This is a genomic window from Streptomyces glaucescens, assembly GCF_000761215.1.
Classification (GTDB): domain Bacteria; phylum Actinomycetota; class Actinomycetes; order Streptomycetales; family Streptomycetaceae; genus Streptomyces; species Streptomyces glaucescens_B.
The window spans coordinates 5,392,444-5,414,421 of the sequence record NZ_CP009438.1; the positions used below are offsets into that span (position 1 = coordinate 5,392,444).

The following is a 21,978-nucleotide window of genomic DNA, read 5'->3' on the forward strand; positions in this document are numbered from 1 at the left end:
CTAGGACTCCCGATGACCTTCCGCATGCCCCCCGAATGGGCCCCGCACGAGCGCACCTGGATGGCCTGGCCCGGCCCCAACCCGACCTTCGCCACCGACGGGGAGCTGGCCGAGGCGCGCGCCGCCTGGGCGTCCGTGGCCCGCGCGGTGCGCCGCTTCGAGCCGGTGACGATGGTGCACGGGCCCGGCCAGGGCGACCTCGCGCGCGAACTGCTCGGCCCGGACGTCGACCTGGTGGAGTGCGAACTGGACGACGCGTGGATGCGCGACATCGGCCCCACCTTCGTGACCGACGAGGAAGGCCGGCTCGCGGCCGTGGACTGGGTGTTCAACGGCTGGGGCGCGCAGGACTGGGCCCGCTGGGAGCACGACTCCAAGATCGCCCGGCATGTCGCGGACCTCGCCGGGGTCCCGGTGCTGAGCAGCACCCTCGTCAACGAGGGCGGCGCGATCCACGTCGACGGCGAGGGCACCGTCCTGCTGACCGAGACCGTCCAGCTCGGCTCCGGGCGCAACCCCGGCTGGACCCGCGAGCAGGTCGAGGCGGAGATCCACGCCAGGCTCGGCACCACCAAGGCGATCTGGCTCCCGCACGGCCTGGCCGGCGACTACGGCGTGTACGGCACCCAGGGCCACGTCGACATCGTCGCGGCCTTCGCACGGCCGGGCACCGTCGTCGTGCACAGCCAGCGCGACCCGGCCCACCCGGACCACGCGCGCTCCCGGACGTACCTGGAGATCCTGCGCGGCGAGACCGACGCCCGGGGCCGCCCCCTGGAGGTCGTGGAGGTCCCCGCCCCGACCGTCCTCAGGGACGAGGAGGGCGACTGGGTCGACTACTCGTACATCAACCACTACCTGTGCAACGGCGGCGTGGTGCTCTGCGGTTTCGGCGACCCGAACGACGAGATCGCGGCGGACATCTTCCGGCGCCTCTTCCCCGAGCGGACGGTGACCCTGGTGGACGCCCGGCCGATCTTCGCGGGCGGGGGCGGCATCCACTGCATCACCCAGCAGCAGCCGAGGACCCGGTGACGACCCGCGTCGGGTAGAACATACGGGTGAACGTCCTGGTCTGCGCGGCATGCGGCCGCCCCCTCACCGAGCCGGTGCGGCCGCTGCCCGAGCTGCCCGAGCGCCCGGCCTGCGACGGCCTGCCGGACGCCGACGGGTCGCGGCACGCCCCGTCGACCGTGCCGCGCGGCACGTACGCGGTGGACCCGGAGCCGTCCGGGGCGCCGTTCGTGCCGCACCCCGACCCCCAGTGGTTCGGGAGCGCCGTCCCCGGGGTCTGCGTGCTGGACCCCGACGGGCCGGGCTGCCTGATGTCCGCCGGGCCGCGCGGCACCCTGGTCGTCCACCCCGAGGACACCCGCGACCACCTCCTGAGCCACCCCGGTGTCCATGAGATGGGATGCTGCGGAAGGCCGGGGCGTGAAGGGCCGAACGAGGTGTGCGGCGGCTGCGGCATCCCCGTGGCCACCGAGTTCAGCGAGTGCTCGGGCCCGTACGAGACGCACTTCCTGCCCGGCGCCGTCCGGGTCGAGGCCGCCCCGTGAGCACCCGCCGCCGCACCCCGGCACCGCCCCGCGAGGAACTGCTCGCCGCGGCCATGGAGATGATCGCCGAGCGCGGTCTGGAGAAACTGACCATGGCCGCGCTCGGCCGCGAGGTCGGGATGAGCAGCGGCCACCTGCTGTACTACTTCCGCACCAAGGACGAACTGCTGCTGCAGACCCTGGAGTGGAGCGAGGGCCGCCTCGGCGCCGAACGCGGCCGGCTGCTCGCCCGGCCGGTACCGGCCCGCGCCCGCCTCGACGCGTACGTGGACCTGTACGTCCCCGACGGCCACCGCGACCCGCACTGGACGCTCTGGCTGGAGGTCTGGAACCGCTCGCAGAACGCCGACGACGACGCCCGCGACCGGCAGGCCGCCATCGAGGGCGCCTGGCACCGCGACCTGGTGGCCCTGCTCGCGGAAGGCGTCTCGCGCGGCGAGTTCCGCCGCGTCGACCCCGACCGCTTCGCGGCCCGGCTGCGGGCGCTGCTCGACGGCTTCTCCATCCACGTCGCCATCGGGCTGCGCGGCACCGACCGGGCACAGGTCCTCGGCCACGTGCGCGAGTTCCTCGACCAGAACCTCCTCGCGGACGGCCGAACCCGGCCCGGGTCGTCCGCGGACCCCGACTGCGACGCGTGATCACGGGCTCGCATACTGAGACACCCGTGAGCACGCGGGCGCGGCTGTGCCAGACTGCCCCCGTGCTCTCGTTCGCCATGATTATTGGCAGCAGGCGCGCCGGTCCGCAGTGACCGCCTCGTACGACCCGGTACGGGCGGACACCGTCGTCCTCGACCCGCGCGCAGACCTCTCGCACCCGCGAGAGGTTTTTCGTTTTCCCGGCCCACCCGCAGCCGGGAGGAGAGCGCGAGGGATCATAGAAGGACGGTGGAGCCGGTCATTCCGGTAGACCGAGATCCAACACAGGAGCCTTCACGACCATGACGGAAACCAGCGAGCTCGACGACTCGTTCCACGTCTTCGACACCACCCTGCGCGACGGCGCCCAGCGCGAGGGCATCAACCTCACGGTCGCGGACAAGCTGGCCATCGCACGGCACCTGGACGAGTTCGGCGTGGGCTTCATCGAGGGCGGCTGGCCCGGCGCCAACCCGCGGGACACCGAGTTCTTCGCCCGGGCCCAGCAGGAGATCGACTTCCGGCACGCCCAGCTCGTCGCCTTCGGCTCCACCCGCCGGGCCGGCACCACCGCCGCCGAGGACCCGCAGGTCAAGGCGCTCCTCGACGCCGGCGCCCCGGTGATCACCCTGGTCGCGAAGTCCCATGACCGGCACGTCGAACTGGCCCTGCGCACCACGCTCGACGAGAACCTGGAGATGGTCCGCGACACCGTCGCCCACCTCAAGGCCCAGGGCCGCCGCGTCTTCGTCGACTGCGAGCACTTCTTCGACGGGTACCGGGCGAACCCCGAGTACGCCAAGTCGGTCGTCCGCGCGGCGTCCCAGGCCGGCGCCGACGTCGTCGTCCTGTGCGACACCAACGGCGGCATGCTCCCCGCCCAGATCCAGGCAGTCGTCGCCACCGTCCTCGCCGACACCGGCGCCCGGCTCGGCATCCACGCCCAGGACGACACCGGCTGCGCCGTCGCCAACACCCTCGCCGCCGTCGACGCGGGCGCCACCCACGTCCAGTGCACCGCCAACGGCTACGGCGAGCGCGTCGGCAACGCCAACCTGTTCCCCGTCGTGGCCGCGCTGGAGCTGAAGTACGGCAAGCGGGTGCTGCCCGAGGGCAAGCTGCGCGAGATGACCCGGATCTCGCACGCCATCGCCGAGGTCGTCAACCTCACCCCGTCCACGCACCAGCCCTACGTCGGGCTCTCCGCGTTCGCGCACAAGGCGGGCCTGCACGCCTCCGCCATCAAGGTCGACCCCGACCTCTACCAGCACATCGACCCCGAGCAGGTCGGCAACACCATGCGGATGCTGGTCTCCGACATGGCGGGCCGGGCGTCGGTGGAGCTGAAGGGCAAGGAGCTCGGCATCGACCTCGGCGGCGACCGCGAACTGGTCGGCCGGGTCGTGGAACGCGTCAAGGAACGCGAACTGAAGGGCTACACCTACGAGGCCGCGGACGCCTCCTTCGAACTCCTGCTGCGCACCGAGGTCCAGGGCAAGCCGCTGCGCTACTTCGAGGTCGAGTCCTGGCGGGCCATCGTCGAGGACCGCCCCGACGGCACCCACGCCAACGAGGCCACCGTCAAGCTGTGGGCCAAGGGCGAGCGGATCGTCGCCACCGCGGAGGGCAACGGCCCGGTCAACGCCCTCGACCGGGCCCTGCGCGTCGCCCTGGAGAAGATCTACCCGCAGCTCGCCCAGCTGGAGCTGGTCGACTACAAGGTCCGCATCCTGGAGGGCAAGCACGGCACCCAGTCCACGACCCGCGTCCTGATCTCCACCTCCGACGGCACCGGCGAGTGGTCCACGGTCGGCGTGGCGGAGAACGTCATCGCCGCGTCCTGGCAGGCGCTGGAGGACGCGTACACGTACGGGCTGCTGCGCGCGGGGGTGCGGCCGGCGGAATAGCCGGGCCACCGGGCCCGCTCCCGGCGGGCGGCACCCGCACGGTGCGCACCGCGTGCGGGGGCGGGCCCAACCGGCCGCGGCAGCGTGCCGCCCGCCGGGCCGCGGCCCTCGCCTCCCTCCGGCACCCAGGCTCTATATCCTTGTTTGCCCGATTCAGGTAGCTTCGATGATATGAGGGCCGCGAGGACGCGTACCGTGGTACGCCTGCTGATCGTGCCGGTCATCGCCGCACTGGCGGTGCTGTCGGCCGGTGCGCCCGGAGCGCACGCGGCCACCGACCTGACCCGGGTCGCCCAAGCCCTGCGGGAGAGCCCCGTCTACGTCGACCCGGCCGCCTCCGGCGCGCTGTCGGCGGCGGACGCCGAAGCGCTCGCGGACAAGATCGAGGACGCGGACAAGCCCGTCTTCATCGCCGTCCTCCCCGCCGACCAGCCGACCGCGAACCTGTTCCGCAACCTCCGCACCGAGACCGGCATCACCGGCCTCTACGGCGTGCTGCTCGGCGACCGCTTCGACGCGCGCGCCGACAGCACCGTGCTGAGCCGGCAGGGCGTGTCCAACCTGGTCACGGCCGTGCAGGACGCGGGCGACCCCAAGGCCCAGCTCAACGACTTCGTCGACGACGCCCTGCGCGGCGGCGTCGGCGGCACCGCACCCGCCTCCTGGTCCGGCGGTGACACCGGTGTCTCCGCCACCGCGCTCGTCACCACCGGCGCGGTCCTCGCGGCGGGCGGCGCGGGCGCGTACGCCCTCGCCCGCCGCAACCGGCGTCGCCACCAGGCGGAGCAGCGGGCGGCCCTGGAGCAGCTGCGCGTGGTCGTCGACGAGGACATCACCGCGTACGGCGAGGAACTGGACCGCCTGGACTTCAGGCCCGGCGAACCCGGCGCCGACGACGCGATGCGCGCCGACTACGAGCACGCCCTGGACGCCTACGAGACGGCGAAGACGCGGATGGCGGCCGCGCGCAGACCGGAGGACGTGCGGCCGGTCACCGAGGCGCTGGAGGACGGCCGCTTCGCCCTCGCCCGGCTCGCCGCCCGCCGGGAGGGCCGGCCGCTGCCGGAGCGCCGGCCGCCGTGCTTCTTCGACCCCCGGCACGGCCCGTCCGTCGCCGACGTCACCTGGACGCCGGAGGGCGGCGCCACCCGCGAGGTCCCGGTGTGCGCGGCCGACCGGGCACGGCTCGCCGACGGCCTCGACCCCATGATCCGGGAGGTCGACACCGGCTACGGCCGCCGCCCCTACTGGGACGCGGGGCCGGCCTACGGCCCGTGGGCGGGCGGCTACTTCGGCGGCGGCATCCTGCCCGGCCTGCTGATCGGCACCATGCTCGGCGGCATGATGGCCACCCCGTCCTACGCGGCCGACTACGGCGCCGGCTACGACGGGTTCGAGGGCGGCGACGTCTCCGGCGCGGACTTCGACACCGGTGACTTCGGCGGTGACTTCGGCGGCGGCTTCGGGGGCGGTGACTTCGGCGGCGGCGGCTTCGGCGGGGGAGGGGACTTCGGCGGCGGCTTCTGAGCACCGGCGCACCCGGGCAGGGACCGGTCCGCCCCGCCCCCCACGGCCGCTCGTCCCGCCCCGCACGGCCGGCCGCTCGTCCCGCCCCGCACGGCCGGCCGCTCGTCCCGCTCAGCCGTTCACGCGTGGTCCGGCAGCCCGAGCCAGTCCTCCCAGGACAGGTCCCGTCCGATGAACCGCGGTGCCCGGAACGGCCAGTCCCGCGTGATCCAGCGCGGCACGAACGCGTCCAGCGCCCGTTCCAGCGGGCCGCCGGCCTCCTCGTCCACCACCCACCAGGAGATCTCCGCGTCGGCGCCCTGCTTCTCCGGCGGGTCGATGTAGACGCAGCCGCGCAGGGCGGCGCGGTCCGGGCTCTCCACGGTGTAGTTGAACGACTGGTGGGCCTCGATCTCGGCGGCGTGCCGCTCCAGGTCCGCGAGGTTCGCCTCGTACGACATGGTGGCCGGCGGCCAGCCCCAGGCGGGGCCGAAGGTCGACCACAGCCGCTCCCGCGAGCCCATCACGGCCGGGTAGTCGAGCGGGGCGTCCGCACCGCTGATCGGCCGCAGCCGATGGCCCCCGCCGCCGGGTATCTCGACGTGCTGGGGATGGACGAAGTCGTCAGGCAGCCAGGTCATGCCGGTGAGCCAACCACGCGGCCCGCCCACCGCGCACGGCAATTGGCCGCTCTGCCGGCGCTCGCGTACGCCGCTCGCCGCATGGCGGCCCCTAGGACGGCACCTGTCCTACAGCCGTCCTACGCTGCGTGTATGACCCGTCAGGAGTCCCTGCCCTTCGAGACCGCCGCCGACCTCGACGCCTGGCTCTCCCGCCATCCCGCCCCGCACCCGGGGCTGTGGGTCGAGGTGGCCAGGAAGGGATCGGGGCTGCCCTCCGTCACCGCCGCCGAGGTGAACGACGTGGCGCTCTGCCACGGCTGGATCACCGGGCAGCGCAAGGCGCTCGACGCCACCCGCTACCTCCAGCGGATCACCCCGCGCCGCCCGGGCAGCCTCTGGTCCGCGGTCAACGTGCGGCGGGTGGCGGAGCTGACCGCCGCCGGGCGGATGCGGCCCGCGGGGCTGGCCGAGGTGGATGCCGCCAGGGCCGACGGACGCTGGGCGGCGGCCTACGCGTCCCAGCGGGAGGCGACCGTGCCGGACGACCTCGCCGCGGCGCTGGAGCGGAGTCCCGCGGCGAAGGCGGCCTTCGACGCGCTCGGCCGGACGGACCGGTACCTCGTCGTGCTGGACCTGCTGCGCGCCCGGACGCCCGAGCGGCGGGCCGCCCGGCTGGCGGCGGCCGTGGCCAAGCTCGGACGCGGGCGCGCTCGGCCGGTCACCTGAGCGGGCGGGCCCGGCTCAGGCGTTCTTGATCGCCGAGATGTCGAAGTTCAGCTTGATCTTGTCGGAGACCAGGAAGCCGCCGGTCTCCAGGGCCGCGTTCCAGGTCAGGCCGAACTCGGAGCGCAGGATGGTGGCCGTGCCCTCGAAGCCGACGCGCTCGTTGCCGAACGGGTCCTTGGCGGCGCCGTTGAACTCCAGGTCGATGGTGATCGGCTTGGTGACGCCGAGGATCGACAGGTCACCGGTGACCCGGTAGTCGTCGCCGCCCAGGGACTCGGCCTTGGTGGAGCGGAACGTCATCGTCGGGAACTCGTCGGTCTTGAAGAAGTCGGCGCTCCTGAGGTGGCCGTCGCGGTCGGCGTTGCCGGTGTCGATGCTGTCCATCTTGACGTCGATGGTCGCGCTGGACCTGGACGGGTCGGTGCCGTCGAGGTGCAGCGAGCCGCTGAAGTCGAGGAACTTGCCCTTGACGTTGGTGACCATGGCGTGGCGGGCGGTGAAGCCGATGGTCGTGTGGGCGGCGTCGATGGTGTAGTCGCCGGTCAGGGTGGCCAGGTCCAGGGTCATGGCGTTCTCCTCGGGTCGGAACGTTGAATGTTCAACTAGGTGAACGCGACCCACCGTAGACCTATTCCGTTCGGGTTTCAACATCTTCCGCGGGGTGTCGCGATTGGACCACTCGCGTGAGTGGTACCCGGCGCCCGTGCTGTCGGTCGCCGTCCTGGCCGAGCTGATCCGGGCCGACACCTCGGGCGGCCACGTCAAATGCTGGGAGCGCTTCGCGGAGAGCGCGGCCCGGCTGCCCGCCCCCGCGCCCGCCCTCGACCTCACCGTCTACTTCCTCGGCACCCGCGAGCACGTCGAGGCCCTCTCGCCCCGCGTCCGCCTCGTGATGCTCCGCCCGGTGCTCGGCTCCGGTCTCCTCACCTCCGCCCGCGGCGCCGAGGACGTGACCGACCTCGCCCCGTACCACCCCCGGCTCGCCGCCCTGCTGCCCCGCCACGACGTCTGGCACCTCACCCACGGCTTCGCCTACGCCGGCACCGCCGTCCGGCTGGCCCGCCGCACCGCCCGCACCGGCGGACCCCGGCCGCGCCTGGTCGCCTCCGTGCACACCGACGTCCCCGCCCTCGCCGCCGTCTACGCCCGCTACCTCGCCGACCGCCGGCTGCCGCGGGCCGGCCCGGCGCTGGCCCGCGGCGCCGAGCACTGGCTGCGACGACGCCGCGACCGGCTGCTCGGCGCCTGCGAACGCGTCCTCGCCCCCACCCCGGCGGGCCGCGCCGAACTGGCCGCCGTCCTCGGCGCCGACCGCGTCGGCCTGCTGCGCCGCGGCGTCGACCACACCCGCTTCCGCCCCGACCCCACCGCCCGCACCCGCCTCACCCGGGCCTACGGCCTCCCGGCCGACCGCCCCCTGATCCTGTTCGCCGGGCGGCTCGACGCCTCCAAGGGCCTGCCCCTGCTGGCCGAGAGCGTGCGCCGGCTGCGCGCGCAGGGGCGGCCCGCGCACCTGGTGCTGGCGGGCGCGGGCGCGGAGGCCGAACCCGTACGCCGCCTCCTCGCCCCCGACGTCACCCTGCTCGGCCCGCTCCCGCAGGACCGCCTGGCGCACGTCTACGCCGGCTGCGACCTGTTCGCCTTCCCCTCCCGCACGGAGACCTGCGGCAACGCCGTCGCCGAGGCCATGGCCGGCGGCCTCGCCGTCCTCCTCCCCGAGGGCGCGCGCACCACCGCGTGGCTGGCCGCCCCCGGCGAGGACGGTGTCGTCGTACCCCACGACACCCCCGAGGCCTGGGCCACCGCGCTGGCCGCCCTCCTCGACGATCCGCACCGCCTGCGGGCCGTACGCCGGCGCGCGGCGGCCACGGCCCGCGAGGCCCACCCCTCGTGGGACCGGGTCCTGGCCGAGGACCTGCTCCCGGTGTGGCTGCCGGACCGGCCCGCCCGTGACGACGTTCCCTAGGCCGCCGCGCCGGCCTCACGAGCCGCTGCGGGTCCCGGGCGCGGCCCGGCCCCTGCGTTCGTGCAGGGCCGCCACCACCGGAGAGGTGTCCAGTGCCACGATGCCGGCGCCCACCAGGGCCAGGCCCGCCACGGTGAGCGCGCTGACCGGCCAGCCGGTGGTGAGGGACTCGCCGAGGACCAGCGTGCCCGCGGTCACCGCGACTACCGGCTCGGACGCGTCGAGGACCGTCATGCTCGCGGCGAGCGGCCCCTGCTGGAAGGCGGTCTGGATGAGCAGCAGACCGGCGAGGGACACCGCCACCAGCGCGTAGGTCTGCCAGGCGGTGAGCGCCGCGCCGGGGCCGTGCCGCAGGCGGTCCACGGTCGCGGCGAGCAGCACCGACTGGATGCCCATGACCGTCCCCGCCGCCAGCGCGGTCGCCGAGGCCCGCCAGGGACCGGACAGCCGCCGGGCGCCGGCCAGCGCGGCACCGGCGACGGCCGCCGTGGCGCCGAGCAGCAGCAGCCACTGCGGCACGCTCGCCGCCGCCGGGCTGCCCCCGTGCGGCCGGGCCGAGGCCAGCGCCACGGCCAGCCCGGCGGCCACCGCGCCCGTGCCCCACCACTCCCGGCGGCCCAGCCGCATCCGGTGCAGCCGGGCCGACAGCGGCACCGCGAAGACCAGCTCCGCGACGATCAGCGGCTGCACCAGGCTGAGCGGGCCGAACGCCAGGGCCAGCGACTGGAAGCCGTACGCCAGCACGGCCAGCGCGATCCCGCACAGCCACAGCGGATCACGGGCCAGCCCGCCGAGCAGCCGCAGCCGCAGCGCCTCCGCGTCGGGGCGGGCCCCCGCGGCCCACTGCTGGAGCAGCCCGGCGAGCGCGAAGCACGCCCCCGCGGCCAGCGAGGCGAGCACGGCGACGGGCATCGTGGACCGGCCCCTCCCCGCGGCGCGCCGCGGCCTACTCGGTCCGCTCCCGGCCCCGCGTGTGCACATACAGCCTGCGCCGGTCCCCGACGTCGAGCCGCTGCGGCAGCGGCAGCTCGTAGCGCACCGGCCTCGCGTGGTCGGCGAGCTGCCGCCGCGGGTTGTACACCTGGTTGAACTTCCACAGCATCCGCGCGAAGTTGGTCTGCCCGTGCAGCAGGTTGCGGCCGAGCACGCGCGCCGCGCCGAACGCCGTCCGCAGCCCCAGGTGCTTGCGGTTGATGACCGCCTGGGTGCGCACCAGCTCCTCGTAGAACCGCTCCAGCGGCAGGGTCGTGGGGACGACCGCGTGCTGGATGTCGAAGAGGCGGTAGTCGCGGGTGGTCAGACGGCGCGACTCGGTGTGCCAGATCTCCGTGCCGGGGTACGGCGTCATCACCGTGAAGTGCACGATCTCCGGCACCGACAGCGCGAACTCCCGCACCACCCGGAAGCGTTCCTCGTCCCAGGCCGGGTCGACGATCAGGTTGATGGCGACGGCGATGCCGAGGTGCCGCGCGGTCTCGAGCGCCCTGAAGTTCTCGTCCGGGCTGATCCGCTTGCGGAACAGGTCGAGACCCTCCGCGTCGATCGCCTCCATGCCGAGGAACATGTACTTCAGGCCGAGCCGCGCCCACCGCTCGAAGACCTCCGGGTGGCGCAGCAGCACATCGCTGCGGGTCTCCAGGTAGTAGCGCTTGCGGATCCGCCGCCGTTCCACCTCGGCGGCGATGGCGTGGCCGTGTTCGGGCCGGATGAAGGCGACGTCGTCGACGATGAACACGTTCGGCTCGCGGATCGACGCCAGTTCGGCGGCGGCCGCCTCGGGGGAGGCCTTGCGGTAGCTGCGGCCGTAGAACGTCCAGGCGGAGCAGAATGAGCAGTCCCAGGGGCAGCCGCGGGTGAACTCGATGGAGGCGCACGGGTCGAGCTCGCCGATGAAGTAGCGCCGCCGGTTGCGCATCAGGTCGCGGGCGGGCCGCGGACCGTCGATGCCGTGCAGCATCAGCGGCGCGGGACCGCGCCCCGCCGCGGTCACGACCCCCGGCACGCCGTCGGCCCCGCCGTCGCGCACGGCCTCCAGCAGCGGGCCGACCGCCGGTTCGCCCTCGCCGCGCACCACCGCGTCCACCACCCCGGCCGCCTGCTCCAGCACCTCCTCGGCGACGAAGGACACACTGTGCCCGCCGAGGAAGACGAAGCAGTCCGGCAGTTCCCACTTCACCTGCCCGGCCAGCTCGATCGCCTCGGGGATGTTGGCCAGGTAGTTCAGGGAGATCCCCAGCGCCTCGGGCCGGAAGGACCGCACCTCGGCGCGCAGCCGGTCCCGGCCGAGCACCTGGAGGTCCACCACCCGGACCTCGTGCCCGGCCTCGCGCGCGGCGCCCGCCACCCGTTCGAGGCCGAGCGGTTCCAGGCGCAGGAAGATCTCCGAGTACATCAGGGCGCTCGGGTGGACGAGCAGCAGTCGCATGAACACCTCCGGGGACCTCCTCTTGGTATCCCGGCCCGCGCGGCGCCGCACCGCCCGTACCGCCGCCTGGCGGCACCCCGCGGCCCCCAGGAGTGGCCCGGACGGGCGCGGAGGGGACCCACGGGGCCCGCGCGCCGGGCGGGACCGCGCGCGTCGGTTCGGGTGAGCCGGGGCGGCGGACGGGCGGCAGAACTGGCGCCGGGCACCGCTTCGGCGGTGTCCTGGAAAGCGAGTCCGGACAACCGGACCGACAGCGCAGGGAGACCGACCCGTGACCCACACCGGCTCCACCTCCGATTCCCGGGCGGGCGCCGGGCCCGTCCCGGCCGCGGCCCGGGCCCCCCGGCCCGCGCGCACCGCACGGCCGGTGGCGCTGGTCACCGGCGCGTCCTCGGGCATCGGCGCGGCCGTCGCCCGCCGGCTCGCGGAGGGCGGCTGGCACCTGCTGCTCAGCGGCCGGGACCGGGACCGCCTGGCGCGGACGGCGGCCGGCACCTCCGCCGCCGTCCTGCCCGCGGACCTCGCCGCCCCGGACGGGCCGCGCCTGCTGGCGCGCTCGGCGCTGGCGTCGGCCGGGCGGATCGACCTGCTGGTCGCGGGGGCGGGCATCGGCTGGGCGGGCCCGTTCGCGTCGATGCCGCACGACGCGATCGACGGCGTCCTCGGTGTGGACCTCGCCGCCACCGTGCACCTGGTCCGGGAGGTGCTGCCCGCGATGGTCGCGGCGGGCCGGGGCCGGGTGGTGCTGATCGGGTCGGTGGCCGGCTGCGTCGGGGTGCGCGAGGAGGCGGTGTACTCGGCCGCCAAGGCGGGGGTGGCCGCGTTCGCGGAGGCGCTGCGGCAGGAACTGCGCGGCACCGGCGTCGGCGTCACCCTCGTGGTGCCCGGCCCGGTGGACACGGAGTTCTTCGCCCGCCGCGGTGTCCCCTACCGCCGCGCCCGCCCCCGCCCCACCTCGCCGGACACGGTCGCCCGCACCGTCTGGGAGGCGGTCACCCGCCCGCGGGACGAGGTCTACGTCCCCGGCTGGCTGACCCTCCCGGGCCGGGTCCGCGGCATCGCGCCCGGGCTCTACCGGCGGCTGCTGCACCGCTTCGGCTGACCGGGCCCCTCCGTACGGGCCGGCTCCGGCCGGTTCCCCCGGGCCCGCCCTCCTGCTAGACGGCAAGGACATGACCTCCGAACGCGCACCCCGGCCCGCCCGCGCCCCGCTCAGCCGCAGAGGCGTCCTGCGCGCCACCGCCCTCGCCCTCGCCGCCGCCGCACCCTCCCCGTCCACGGCCCACGCCGCCGCCGACCCGTACGACCTCCTGCGCCGCCGCTGGCTGGACCTCGCCCTGGGCACCGGCTACGACCCGGCCGCCGAACCGTACGCGTCCCGGCTGAAGGAGACCGGCGACCTCGCCCGCGCCTTCCACGCCGCCCTGCCCGGCACCCCGCCGTCCACCGCGCTGTGGCCGGACACCCCCTACGACCCGCCGGCCGGCATCACCCGCGCCTACGGCCGCCTGTGGACCATGACCCGGGCCTACCTCCAGCCCGCCACCGGCTCCACCGGCGACCCCGGCCTCCTCGCGGCCGTCCTGCGCGGCCTCGACCACCTCGCCGCGACCGTCTACCACCCCGGCACCACCCGCCACGGCAACTGGTGGGAATGGCAGATCGGCAGCCCCCGCCTCCTGATGGACATCACGGCCGCGCTCCACGACCACCTCGGCGCCGCCCGGATCGCCGCCGCCTGCGCCGCCGTCGACCACTTCGTCCCCGACGCCGTGCTCCGCGACTACTCCGGCACCTCCACCGGCGCCAACCGCGTCGACCTGTGCCGCTCGGTCGCCCTGCGCGGCGTGGTCGGGCGCGCCCCGGACCGCATCGCCCTCGCCAGGGACGCCCTCTCGCCCGTCTTCCCGTACGTCACCCGCGGCGACGGTCTCTACGCCGACGGCTCGTTCGTCCAGCACACCTGGGTCGCCTACTCCGGCACCTACGGACAGGTCCTGCTCGACGGGCTCGGCCGCCTCTTCGCGCTGCTCGCCGGATCGGAGTGGGAGGTGACCGACCCGAACCGGAGCATCGTCCTCGACAGCGTCGAACGCGCCTACGCCCCGCTGATCCACGACGGCCTGGTGATGGACATGGTCAACGGGCGGGCCATCAGCCGGGGGTACCTCGCCGCCGACGAACGGCGCGTGCTGCGCGGCGACCACTTCCACGGGCAGGCCGTCATCGCGGCCGTGGCGCTCCTCGCCCTCGGCGCGGGTCCCGCCGAGCGCGACCGCTGGCACGCCGCCGTCAAGGGCTGGATCCGGCGCAGCACGGTCAGCCCCGTTCTGACGGCCCGTCAGTTCGACGTGGCCGACCTCGCCCGGCTGCACGCCGTCGCCGCCGCGCCCGTCCCGGCCGCCCCCGAGCCCGTCGGGCACCGCCTCTTCCCGGCCATGGACCGCGCGGTGCACCGGCGCCCCGCCTTCACCGCGGGCCTCGCCATGGCCAGCGACCGCATCGCGCACTACGAGTGCGGCAACGGCGAGAACCCGCGCGGCTGGCACACCGGGGCCGGGATGCTCTCCTGGTGGGCGCCGGGTCTCGGCGGCCAGTACACCGACTGGTACTGGCCCACCGTCGACTGGTACCGGCTGCCCGGCACCACCGTCTCCACCAGACGGCTGCCCGACCGCGCCGGCGGGGAGTGGGGCGCGCCCAGACCGGACGTCCGCTGGGTCGGCGGCACCACCGACGGCGAGTTCGCGGCCGTCGGCCAGCACCTGAAGGGCCTCGGTTCCACCCTCCGGGCCCGCAAGTCCTGGTTCTTCCTCGCGGACGCGGTCGTCTGCCTGGGCGCCGGGATCAGCTGCGCGGACGGTGTCCCGGTCGAGACGGTCGTCGACAACCGCAACCTGGGGGAGGGCGGTACCCAGCCCTTCACCCGCGGCCCCGGCTGGGCCCACCTGGCGGGCCACGGCGGCTGGCTCGTCCCCCGCGGCGCGCTGCGCACCCTGCGCGAGGACCGCACCGGCGCCTGGTCCGACATCAACACCGGCGGCACCACCGAGCGGCGCACCCGGCGCTGGCAGACCCTCTGGCTCGACCACGGCACGGACCCCGTGGACGCGGACTATCACTACGTGCTCATGCCGGGCGCCGCCCGCCGTGCCGTCGCCGCCCGCGCCGCCGACCGCCACTGGCTGACGGTGCTCGCCAACGACGCCGGCCGCCAGGCGGTGACCGTGCCCTCGCTCGGGCTGACCGCCGCCAACTTCTGGGAGTCCGGCACGGCCGGCCCGCTCGGCGCGTCGGCCGGCGCGAGCGTGCTGCTGCGCCGCCACGGCCGGACGGCCCGCCTCCACATCAGCGAGCCGCCCCGCACCGGCGCCCCGCTGGACCTCGTCTGGGACCACCCGGTGCGCGGGGTGGTCCGGGCCGGCGATACGGTCGAGGTCCTCGCCACCGGCCGCCGTCTGAGGCTGCGCGTCACTCCGGGGATGGCATGTGCCACCCATGAATGTGAGGTGACTCTCGGTTGACGAGTTTGTGCGACCCCTACAACGGCAGGGCCCCTTGAGCAGTCGGAAAGCCTGCACAAGACGTGGGTTCTGTTCAGGGGTACCAGGAAAACGAGCCGGAGACTGTACGGAGTCGACGGCTCGCTTTCCTCGGTCTCCTTCGTAAGGTCGCTACATGACCGTTTTGGATGAGGCGACGGGTGAGCCGACGGACGCGCGCGGCCGGGTGGCCGAGCTGCACGAGATCCGTGCGCAGGCACTGGCCGGCCCGAGCGAGAAGGCGACCGAGGCGCAGCACGCCAAGGGCAAGCTGACCGCCCGGGAGCGTATCGAGCTGCTGCTGGACCCGGGGTCCTTCCGGGAGGTCGAGCAGCTGCGCAGGCACCGGGCGACCGGGTTCGGCCTGGAGGCCAAGAAGCCGTACACCGACGGTGTGATCACCGGCTGGGGCACGGTGGAGGGCCGGACGGTCTTCGTCTACGCCCATGACTTCCGCATCTTCGGCGGCGCGCTGGGCGAGGCCCACGCCACGAAGATCCACAAGATCATGGACATGGCCATCGCGGCCGGCGCGCCCCTGGTGTCCCTCAACGACGGCGCGGGCGCCCGCATCCAGGAGGGCGTCTCCGCCCTCGCCGGCTACGGCGGCATCTTCCAGCGCAACACCAAGGCCTCCGGGGTCATCCCGCAGATCTCCGTGATGCTCGGCCCGTGCGCGGGCGGCGCGGCCTACAGCCCCGCCCTGACGGACTTCGTCTTCATGGTCCGTGACACCTCGCAGATGTTCATCACCGGCCCCGACGTGGTCAAGGCCGTCACCGGCGAGGAGATCACGCAGAACGGGCTCGGCGGCGCGGACGTCCACGCGGAGACCAGCGGCGTGGCCCACTTCGCCTACGACGACGAGGAGACCTGCATCGCGGAGGTCCGCTACCTCCTCTCCCTCCTCCCGCAGAACAACCGCGAGAACCCGCCCCGCGTGGAGACGTCCGACCCCGTCGACCGCCGCAGCGACCTGCTCCTGGACCTCGTCCCGGCCGACGGCAACCGGCCGTACGACATGGCCAAGGTCATCGAGGAGATCGTCGACGACGGCGAGTACCTGGAGGTCCACGAGCGCTGGGCCCGCAACATCATCTGCGCGCTGGCCCGCCTGGACGGCCAGGTCGTGGGCATCGTCGCCAACCAGCCGCAGACCCTCGCCGGCGTCCTGGACATCGAGGCCAGCGAGAAGGCCGCACGCTTCGTCCAGATGTGCGACGCCTTCAACATCCCGATCATCACCTTCCTCGACGTCCCCGGCTTCCTGCCGGGCGTCGACCAGGAGCACGGCGGCATCATCCGCCACGGCGCCAAGCTGCTCTACGCCTACTGCAACGCCACCGTGCCGCGGATCTCGCTGATCCTGCGCAAGGCCTACGGCGGCGCCTACATCGTCATGGACAGCCAGTCCATCGGCGCCGACCTCACCTACGCCTGGCCGACGAACGAGATCGCCGTGATGGGCGCCGAGGGCGCCGCCAACGTGATCTTCCGTCGTCAGATCGCGGAGGCCGACGACCCGGAGGCCATGCGGGCGCGGATGGTCAAGGAGTACAAGTCCGAGCTGATGCACCCGTACTACGCGGCCGAGCGCGGCCTGGTCGACGACGTCATCGACCCCGCCGAGACCCGCGAGGTGCTGATCAAGTCCCTGGCGATGCTGCACACCAAGCACGCCGACCTGCCTTCCCGCAAGCACGGCAACCCCCCGCAGTGACCCTGAGGAGCCTGTCGTATGTCCATGCCTGACATCCGCGTCGAGAAGGGCCACGCCGAGCCCGAGGAAGTCGCCGCCATCACGGCCCTCCTGCTGGCCCGCGCCGCGGCCCGGCCCGCCGAGACCGTCCCCGCCCGCCACGGCCGGGTCCGCGCCGGCTGGCGCCGCCTGGAACGCGAGCCCGGCTTCCGCGCCCCGCACAGCTGGCGCTGACCCCTACGCGACACCCACGGCCCCGCACTCCTCCGGGAGGCGGGGCCGTGGTGCGTTCGGTGGACCCGCCCGTCCACGCCGGGGAAGTCCGGGCCGCCCCCGGGCAGCACGCGGTTCCCCCTCACAGCACTCCGCGGGCAGCACCCCCGGGAAAGAACCGTGCCCCCGTCCCTCCCGCAGGAGGAACGGGGGCCGCAGGCGATCCGGACCGGTCGGATTACCGCAGGCGCGCCATCAGCGCGTGCTCGACCAGCGTGATCAGCGTCGACTTGGCATCCGCGCGGTGCCGGGCGTCGGTGGTGATGATCGGGGTGTCGGGGCCGATCTGCAGGGCCTCGCGGACCTCGTCGGGGGAGTACGGCTGGTTGCCGTCGAAGCCGTTGAGGGCGATGACGAACGGCAGCCCGCTGTTCTCGAAGTAGTCGACGGCGGGGAAGCAGTCGGCCAGCCGCCGGGTGTCGACCAGCACGACCGCGCCGATCGCGCCGCGCACCAGGTCGTCCCACATGAACCAGAAGCGGTCCTGGCCGGGCGTACCGAACAGGTACAGGATCAGGTCCTGGTCGAGGGTGATACGGCCGAAGTCCATGGCCACGGTCGTCGTGGTCTTGTCTCCGGTGTGGGTGAGGTCGTCGATGCCTGCCGAAGCAGACGTCATGACGGCCTCCGTGCGCAGCGGGTTGATCTCCGAGACGGCGCCGACGAACGTGGTCTTGCCCACGCCGAAGCCGCCCGCCACCACGATCTTCGCGGAGGTGGTGGAGCGGGAAGGACCGCCGCTAGAGCTTGCGAAGTCCACTGAGCACCCTTTCGAGCAGTGTCACGTCTGGCTGGCCACCGGCGTTCTCGTCGCCGCCGGGCTGATGGATGGCGACCAGTCCCGCCTCCGCCAAGTCGGCGACGAGGATCCTGGCCACGCCGAGAGGGATGGTCAGAAGGGCCGAGATCTCGGCCACCGACTTGATCTCACGGCAGAGGTTGCAGATCCGCTGATGCTCGGGCAGCTGGCCCTGCATCTGGTGCGGAGCCGCGGTGGTGTGCACCAGCGCCTCGATGGCGAGCTGGTATCGCGGCCGGGTACGTCCGCCCGTCATGGCGTACGGACGCACCAGGGGGTTGTTCGACGCCCCGGCGGGCGCCGGCTCATGGGTGCGGCGCTGCGGCTGCACGGGCTGGATACGCGGAGCCTGCGGCTGGTCGTAGGGCGCGGGGCCGGGACCCTGCGGCGCGTACGGCTGCCGGTGGTTCGGGGCGGAGGGGAAGCCGTACCGGTTCTGGGAACCGTCGTTCTGGCCCTGGGCAGGGCCGTACGACCAGTTGCCCGAAGGCGAACCGCCTGGGGGTGTTGCCACTTTCTCCTCCTCCGACTGCGCCGGGCATCCATCACTGTGGAGCCGCGTCCCGAAACCTTACGGCCACGGGACGCGAGAACGCACCGTTGTCTGTTAGTTGAGAAGGCTTCCCTGGAGCTCCGCGCGGAGATCCGGGGTGAGAACCGTGCCCGCTCGGTCCACCAGAAGCGCCATCTCGTACCCGATGAGGCCGATGTCCGCTTCGGGGTGGGCCAGGACCGCGAGGGACGAACCGTCCGAGATGGACATGATGAAGAGGAATCCTCGCTCCATCTCCACAACCGTCTGGTTCACGCTGCCGCCCTCGAAGATGCGCGAGGCACCGGCGGTCAGCGAGGTCAGACCGGAGGCGACGGCCGCGAGCTGGTCGGCGCGGTCGCGGGGAAAGCCTTCGGACATCGCCAGAAGGAGTCCGTCGGCGGAGACCACCACGGTGTGGGACACCCCGGGGGTGTTGTCCACGAAGTTGGTGATCAACCAGTTCAGGTTCTGTGCCGCCTGGCTCATCGGGCTCACACTAACGCTCCTGGTTGTAGGTGCTGTCAGGACCGAAGCCCTGGCCGTTCGTTTCACTTCCTGCGGTGCGTCCCCGCTGCACTCCCCGGCGCAGGTTGCTCAGCCTGCCCCGGACGTCCTCGGGGGCGCGGGAGACCTGTGGGCCTCCCTGCGGGGTCGACTCCGCGGAGCCCTCGACCAGATTGGCCTTGGGCACCCGCCGCGGCAGGCCGGAGGAGGTCACTCCGCCCGCCTTGGGCTTCCGGAGCTGCGCGGCCTGCTGCCACCGCTCGTCGTTCGCCGAGCGCCAGCCGCTGCCGCCGTCGTTCTCCGGGGAGGGGGCCGGCGCTTCCTGGTGCACGTGCTGCGAACCGCCGCTCGTGCCGCTCGCGGTGGAACCGCGGCGCGGAAGTCCGGCGTCGGTCAGCGCGTGACCGGCGGAGTCGGCCGGTCCCGGACGGTCGAAGCCTACGCGGTCCTGCTCGCTCGCGTCAGCGGCCTGCGCAGATTCCGCTTCGGGAGCGTACTGGTCCGGGTATCCGTTCCGGTAACCGTCCTGCTGCTGCCAGTCTGCCTGGTAGGACTGCTCATCGAAGCCCGAGTAGGTCTCCTGGGCAGCGGCCGGCGCCGCCGCGTGCTCCTGCTGGGCAGGCTCCGTATAGGCCGGCTCGGGGTAGCCGCCGGGCGAGTGGAAGCCGTCACCGGACGGCAGCCCGCCGTCCTGCGCGAAGTACTGCTCGTCGTACGACGGCCGCTGCTGCTCCTCGTACGCCTGCTGCCCGCCGTAGCCGGACTGCTCCGGGTAGCCGGACTGCTCCGGATAGCCGCCCTGGGCGTTGTCGTAGCCGTGCTGCGGCTGCTGTCCCTGCTGCTGTCCCTGCCCGGAGTTCTGGTCGAACCCGTCGGCGTAGTTCTGCGCCTCGCCGTGCTGCTCCTGGCCGGGGTGCTGGCCGTGGGTCTGCGCCTCCAGCGCCGCGCGGCGCTCCTCACGCATCAGGGAGCGGCCGACCGGGTCCAGCTCGCGGATGTCGTCCGGCACCTCGTAGCGGCTGTCGTCGAAGCCCAGCTCCGCCGCGGTGCGCATCGGCTCGCCGAAGTCCTCGCCCTGGAACTGCTGCTCCGGGATGATCTGCGAGACCGTGAACTCCTCGCGGTCCGGGGCGCCTTCGCCACCGCCACCATGGGTGATGGCGTCCGGCAGCATGACCAGCGAGGTGGTGCCCGCCTGCTCGCCGGAGGGGCGCAGCTGGACGCGGATGCCGTGCCGGTCGGAGAGCCGGCCGACCACGAACAGGCCCATGCGCTGGGAGATCGCGGCGTCCACGGTCGGCGGGTTGGCCAGCTTGTGGTTGATGTCCGCGAAGTCCTCGGCGGTGAGGCCGATGCCCTTGTCGTGGATCTCGATCATCACGCGGCCGTCGGGCAGCCGGGTCGCGGTGACCCGCACCTTGGTCTGCGGCGAGGAGAACGTGGTGGCGTTCTCCAGCAGCTCGGCCAGCAGGTGCACCAGGTCGGTCACGGCGCGGCCGTGGATGTCGGCCTCGGGGACACCGGATATCTCGATGCGCTCGTACTGCTCCACCTCGGAGGAGGCGGCGCGCAGCACGTCCACCAGCGGCACCGGCTGGTCCCAGCGGCGGCCGGGCTCCTCGCCGGCGAGGACCAGCAGGTTCTCGCCGTTGCGGCGCATACGGGTGGCCAGGTGGTCCAGCTTGAAGAGGTTCTCCAGCTGATCCGGGTCGGCCTCGTTGTTCTCCAGGTCGGTGATGAGGGTCAGCTGGCCCTCGATCAGCGACTGGTTCCGGCGCGAGAGGTTGGTGAAGATCGCGTTGATGTTGCCCCGCAGCAGGGCCTGCTCGGCGGCGAGCCGCACGGCCTCGCGGTGGACCTGGTCGAAGGCGCGCGCGACCTCGCCGATCTCGTCGGTGGAGGAGATCGGGATGGGCGCGACCCGGGTGTCGACCCGGCCGGGGTCGGTGCGGGAGAGCTGGTCGACCAGCATCGGCAGGCGCTGCTCGGCGATCCCGAAGGCGGCGTTGCGCAGCTGGCGCATGGAGCGGCTCATCTGGCGGGCCACCATGCCGGCCAGGATGAACGCGGCGAGCAGCGCGACCACGACCGCGGCACCGGTGATGAAGGCGTCGGTCTTGGCGTCACCGGCGATGTCGGCGGCCTCGGCCACCGCCGTGTCGGCGAGGTCGGCCTCGATCTGCCGGTACGCGTCGTACTTGAGGGTGTTGACCGCCCACCAGTTGGCGGGGGTGATGCCCTGCGCGGCGAGCGCGTCCCGCGCGCCCTGGGAGGTGTCGGGCAGACCCGCGATCGCGGCGACCATCTTCGTGGGGTCGGACGGCGGCGCCTTGTAGTTCGGGTCCGTGGCCAGGGACTCCTTGGCCATGGCCGCGGCGTCGGCCTTGATCTGCGCCGTCGCCTTGTCCAGCTTGTCGGAGTCGGCCTCGGTGCCACCGCCGCGGTACTCCTCGATGGCGATGCGCTCGAGGTAGGCGTACGACGACAGGGAGACCCGCTGGGAGGCGAAGTCGCCCTTGCCGGGACCCGGCTTGACCAGCAGGTGCATGCCGATGGACCGCTGGAGCGACAGCGCGGCCTTGGTCAGCGAGATGGCGTAGACGGTACGCCCGTAGCTGGTGATGTTTCCGGTGCCCAGACCCAGCTCGTTGGCGAACTCCATCAGCGGGTGGGCGACCTGGACGTAGCCCTCCTCGGTCTCCACCCCCTTCAGCCGCGAGGTGTACGCGGCCTGGCGCAGCGCCTCGAGCTGGGGCTCGACCTGGCGGAACAGCTCCAGGCGGCGCTCCAGGCCGGCCTTGCCGGGCATGCTCTGGGCGGCCTCGTCGAAGGCGTCGGCGGCCTCGTCGGTCTTCGCGCGGGCGTCGAGGACGGCCTTGTCGTCCGGCCCCTTGCCCTGGAGCAGCGGGGAGACGGTGGTGTCGCGCTCGTTGTAGAGGGCATCTGCGTAGGTGAGGGAGGCCCGCACCAGGCGCGCGGTGTTCTCCGCGTCCTCGGCCTCCTGCCAGGTGTCGATCGAGCTCTTCACCTGGAAGCCGCCCATGACGAGGCCGACCAGCACGGGGATGAGCAGGATCGCGTTCAGCCGGGTCGTCACCCGCCAGTTGCGCGGGGAGAAACGACCGCCGCTCGGAGCGGGAGCGGGCGTCGGCTCCGAGCCGGGCACCACAGGGGCGGATGCCGCTCCGCGCGGCGGCGGGGTGAAGTTGCCCCGGGCGGGCGGCTCGGGACCGTTCTTGCTTCGCCTCACTCGACCAACAACCTCTCGGCGGT

19 protein-coding genes are annotated in these 21,978 nt (G+C 73.5%); 11 read left to right on the plus strand and 8 right to left on the minus strand.

The features are described 5' to 3' along the window. Window positions 1–12: 12 nt before the first annotated feature. From SGLAU_RS23445 to SGLAU_RS23465, 5 genes are all read left to right on the plus strand, one after another. On the plus strand, window positions 13–1,035 hold the full coding sequence (locus SGLAU_RS23445; RefSeq protein WP_043504326.1) for an agmatine/peptidylarginine deiminase: 1,023 nt from the start codon (window positions 13–15) through the stop codon (window positions 1,033–1,035). A gap of 26 nt (window positions 1,036–1,061) precedes the next feature. Then, entirely contained in the window at window positions 1,062–1,559 is a 498-nt protein-coding gene (locus SGLAU_RS23450; RefSeq protein WP_043504327.1) for a hypothetical protein, read from the plus strand. After that, window positions 1,556–2,200: a TetR/AcrR family transcriptional regulator gene (locus tag SGLAU_RS23455; protein WP_078957857.1), complete on the plus strand. Its 645-nt coding sequence runs from the start codon at window positions 1,556–1,558 to the stop codon at window positions 2,198–2,200. Before SGLAU_RS23450 ends, SGLAU_RS23455 begins: the two co-directional genes overlap by 4 nt. Window positions 2,201–2,502: 302 nt before the next feature. Next, on the plus strand, window positions 2,503–4,107 hold the full coding sequence (cimA, locus tag SGLAU_RS23460) for a citramalate synthase (RefSeq protein ID WP_043504328.1): 1,605 nt from the start codon (window positions 2,503–2,505) through the stop codon (window positions 4,105–4,107). A gap of 171 nt (window positions 4,108–4,278) precedes the next feature. Further along, window positions 4,279–5,634: a hypothetical protein gene (locus SGLAU_RS23465; RefSeq protein ID WP_043504330.1), complete on the plus strand. Its 1,356-nt coding sequence runs from the start codon at window positions 4,279–4,281 to the stop codon at window positions 5,632–5,634. A gap of 119 nt (window positions 5,635–5,753) precedes the next feature. Here SGLAU_RS23465 and SGLAU_RS23470 read toward each other — a convergent pair whose 3' ends face one another. Next, window positions 5,754–6,254 carry a hypothetical protein gene (locus SGLAU_RS23470; RefSeq protein ID WP_043504331.1) on the minus strand — a complete coding sequence of 167 codons (501 nt, stop codon included), beginning with the start codon at window positions 6,252–6,254 and terminating at the stop codon, window positions 5,754–5,756. A gap of 132 nt (window positions 6,255–6,386) precedes the next feature. Between SGLAU_RS23470 and SGLAU_RS23475 the strand changes: the two genes are divergently transcribed. After that, window positions 6,387–6,962 (plus strand): YdeI/OmpD-associated family protein, encoded by a 576-nt coding sequence (locus SGLAU_RS23475; protein WP_043504332.1) that lies wholly within the window; start codon window positions 6,387–6,389, stop codon window positions 6,960–6,962. Window positions 6,963–6,977: 15 nt separating this feature from the next. Here the strand turns inward: SGLAU_RS23475 and SGLAU_RS23480 are convergent, their stop codons facing one another. Further along, window positions 6,978–7,529, minus strand: a complete 552-nt coding sequence (locus SGLAU_RS23480; RefSeq protein WP_043504333.1) for a YceI family protein — start codon at window positions 7,527–7,529, stop codon at window positions 6,978–6,980. 94 nt (window positions 7,530–7,623) lie between these two features. Here SGLAU_RS23480 and SGLAU_RS23485 point away from each other — a divergent pair, with 94 nt between their 5' ends. Next, window positions 7,624–8,928, plus strand: a complete 1,305-nt coding sequence (locus SGLAU_RS23485; RefSeq protein WP_244315252.1) for a glycosyltransferase — start codon at window positions 7,624–7,626, stop codon at window positions 8,926–8,928. A 15-nt stretch (window positions 8,929–8,943) separates the two neighbouring features. On the opposite strand, the gene SGLAU_RS23490 is transcribed toward SGLAU_RS23485, so the two are convergent. Both SGLAU_RS23490 and hpnR read right to left on the minus strand, forming a co-directional pair. Continuing rightward, window positions 8,944–9,840 carry a DMT family transporter gene (locus SGLAU_RS23490; protein WP_052413864.1) on the minus strand — a complete coding sequence of 299 codons (897 nt, stop codon included), beginning with the start codon at window positions 9,838–9,840 and terminating at the stop codon, window positions 8,944–8,946. A gap of 34 nt (window positions 9,841–9,874) precedes the next feature. Then, entirely contained in the window at window positions 9,875–11,353 is a 1,479-nt protein-coding gene (hpnR, locus tag SGLAU_RS23495) for a hopanoid C-3 methylase HpnR (protein ID WP_043506940.1), read from the minus strand. Between the two features lie 271 nt (window positions 11,354–11,624). Between hpnR and SGLAU_RS23500 the strand changes: the two genes are divergently transcribed. The 4 genes from SGLAU_RS23500 to SGLAU_RS23515 all read left to right on the plus strand — a co-directional run bounded on the left by SGLAU_RS23500 (window position 11,625) and on the right by SGLAU_RS23515 (window position 16,828). Continuing rightward, the gene (locus SGLAU_RS23500) at window positions 11,625–12,455 is read left to right on the plus strand and encodes an SDR family NAD(P)-dependent oxidoreductase (protein ID WP_043504334.1); all 831 of its coding nucleotides are present in this window, start codon (window positions 11,625–11,627) and stop codon (window positions 12,453–12,455) included. A 70-nt stretch (window positions 12,456–12,525) separates the two neighbouring features. Next, window positions 12,526–14,877 (plus strand): polysaccharide lyase 8 family protein, encoded by a 2,352-nt coding sequence (locus SGLAU_RS23505; RefSeq protein WP_043504336.1) that lies wholly within the window; start codon window positions 12,526–12,528, stop codon window positions 14,875–14,877. Window positions 14,878–15,031: 154 nt separating this feature from the next. Beyond that, window positions 15,032–16,615 carry an acyl-CoA carboxylase subunit beta gene (locus SGLAU_RS23510; protein ID WP_043504338.1) on the plus strand — a complete coding sequence of 528 codons (1,584 nt, stop codon included), beginning with the start codon at window positions 15,032–15,034 and terminating at the stop codon, window positions 16,613–16,615. Window positions 16,616–16,633: 18 nt separating this feature from the next. Continuing rightward, window positions 16,634–16,828, plus strand: a complete 195-nt coding sequence (locus SGLAU_RS23515; protein ID WP_043504339.1) for an acyl-CoA carboxylase epsilon subunit — start codon at window positions 16,634–16,636, stop codon at window positions 16,826–16,828. 217 nt (window positions 16,829–17,045) lie between these two features. Here SGLAU_RS23515 and SGLAU_RS23520 read toward each other — a convergent pair whose 3' ends face one another. The 4 genes from SGLAU_RS23520 to SGLAU_RS23535 all read right to left on the minus strand — a co-directional run bounded on the left by SGLAU_RS23520 (window position 17,046) and on the right by SGLAU_RS23535 (window position 21,955). Next, window positions 17,046–17,627 carry a GTP-binding protein gene (locus SGLAU_RS23520; protein ID WP_003997631.1) on the minus strand — a complete coding sequence of 194 codons (582 nt, stop codon included), beginning with the start codon at window positions 17,625–17,627 and terminating at the stop codon, window positions 17,046–17,048. Further along, window positions 17,608–18,180 carry a DUF742 domain-containing protein gene (locus SGLAU_RS23525; RefSeq protein ID WP_043504340.1) on the minus strand — a complete coding sequence of 191 codons (573 nt, stop codon included), beginning with the start codon at window positions 18,178–18,180 and terminating at the stop codon, window positions 17,608–17,610. The genes SGLAU_RS23520 and SGLAU_RS23525 overlap by 20 nt, the downstream gene beginning before the upstream one ends. Window positions 18,181–18,273: 93 nt before the next feature. Further along, a complete protein-coding gene (locus SGLAU_RS23530) occupies window positions 18,274–18,687 on the minus strand; it encodes a roadblock/LC7 domain-containing protein (protein ID WP_004983065.1) in 414 nt (137 codons plus the stop codon). 10 nt (window positions 18,688–18,697) lie between these two features. Next, window positions 18,698–21,955, minus strand: a complete 3,258-nt coding sequence (locus SGLAU_RS23535; protein ID WP_043504342.1) for a nitrate- and nitrite sensing domain-containing protein — start codon at window positions 21,953–21,955, stop codon at window positions 18,698–18,700. Window positions 21,956–21,978: the final 23 nt, after the last annotated feature.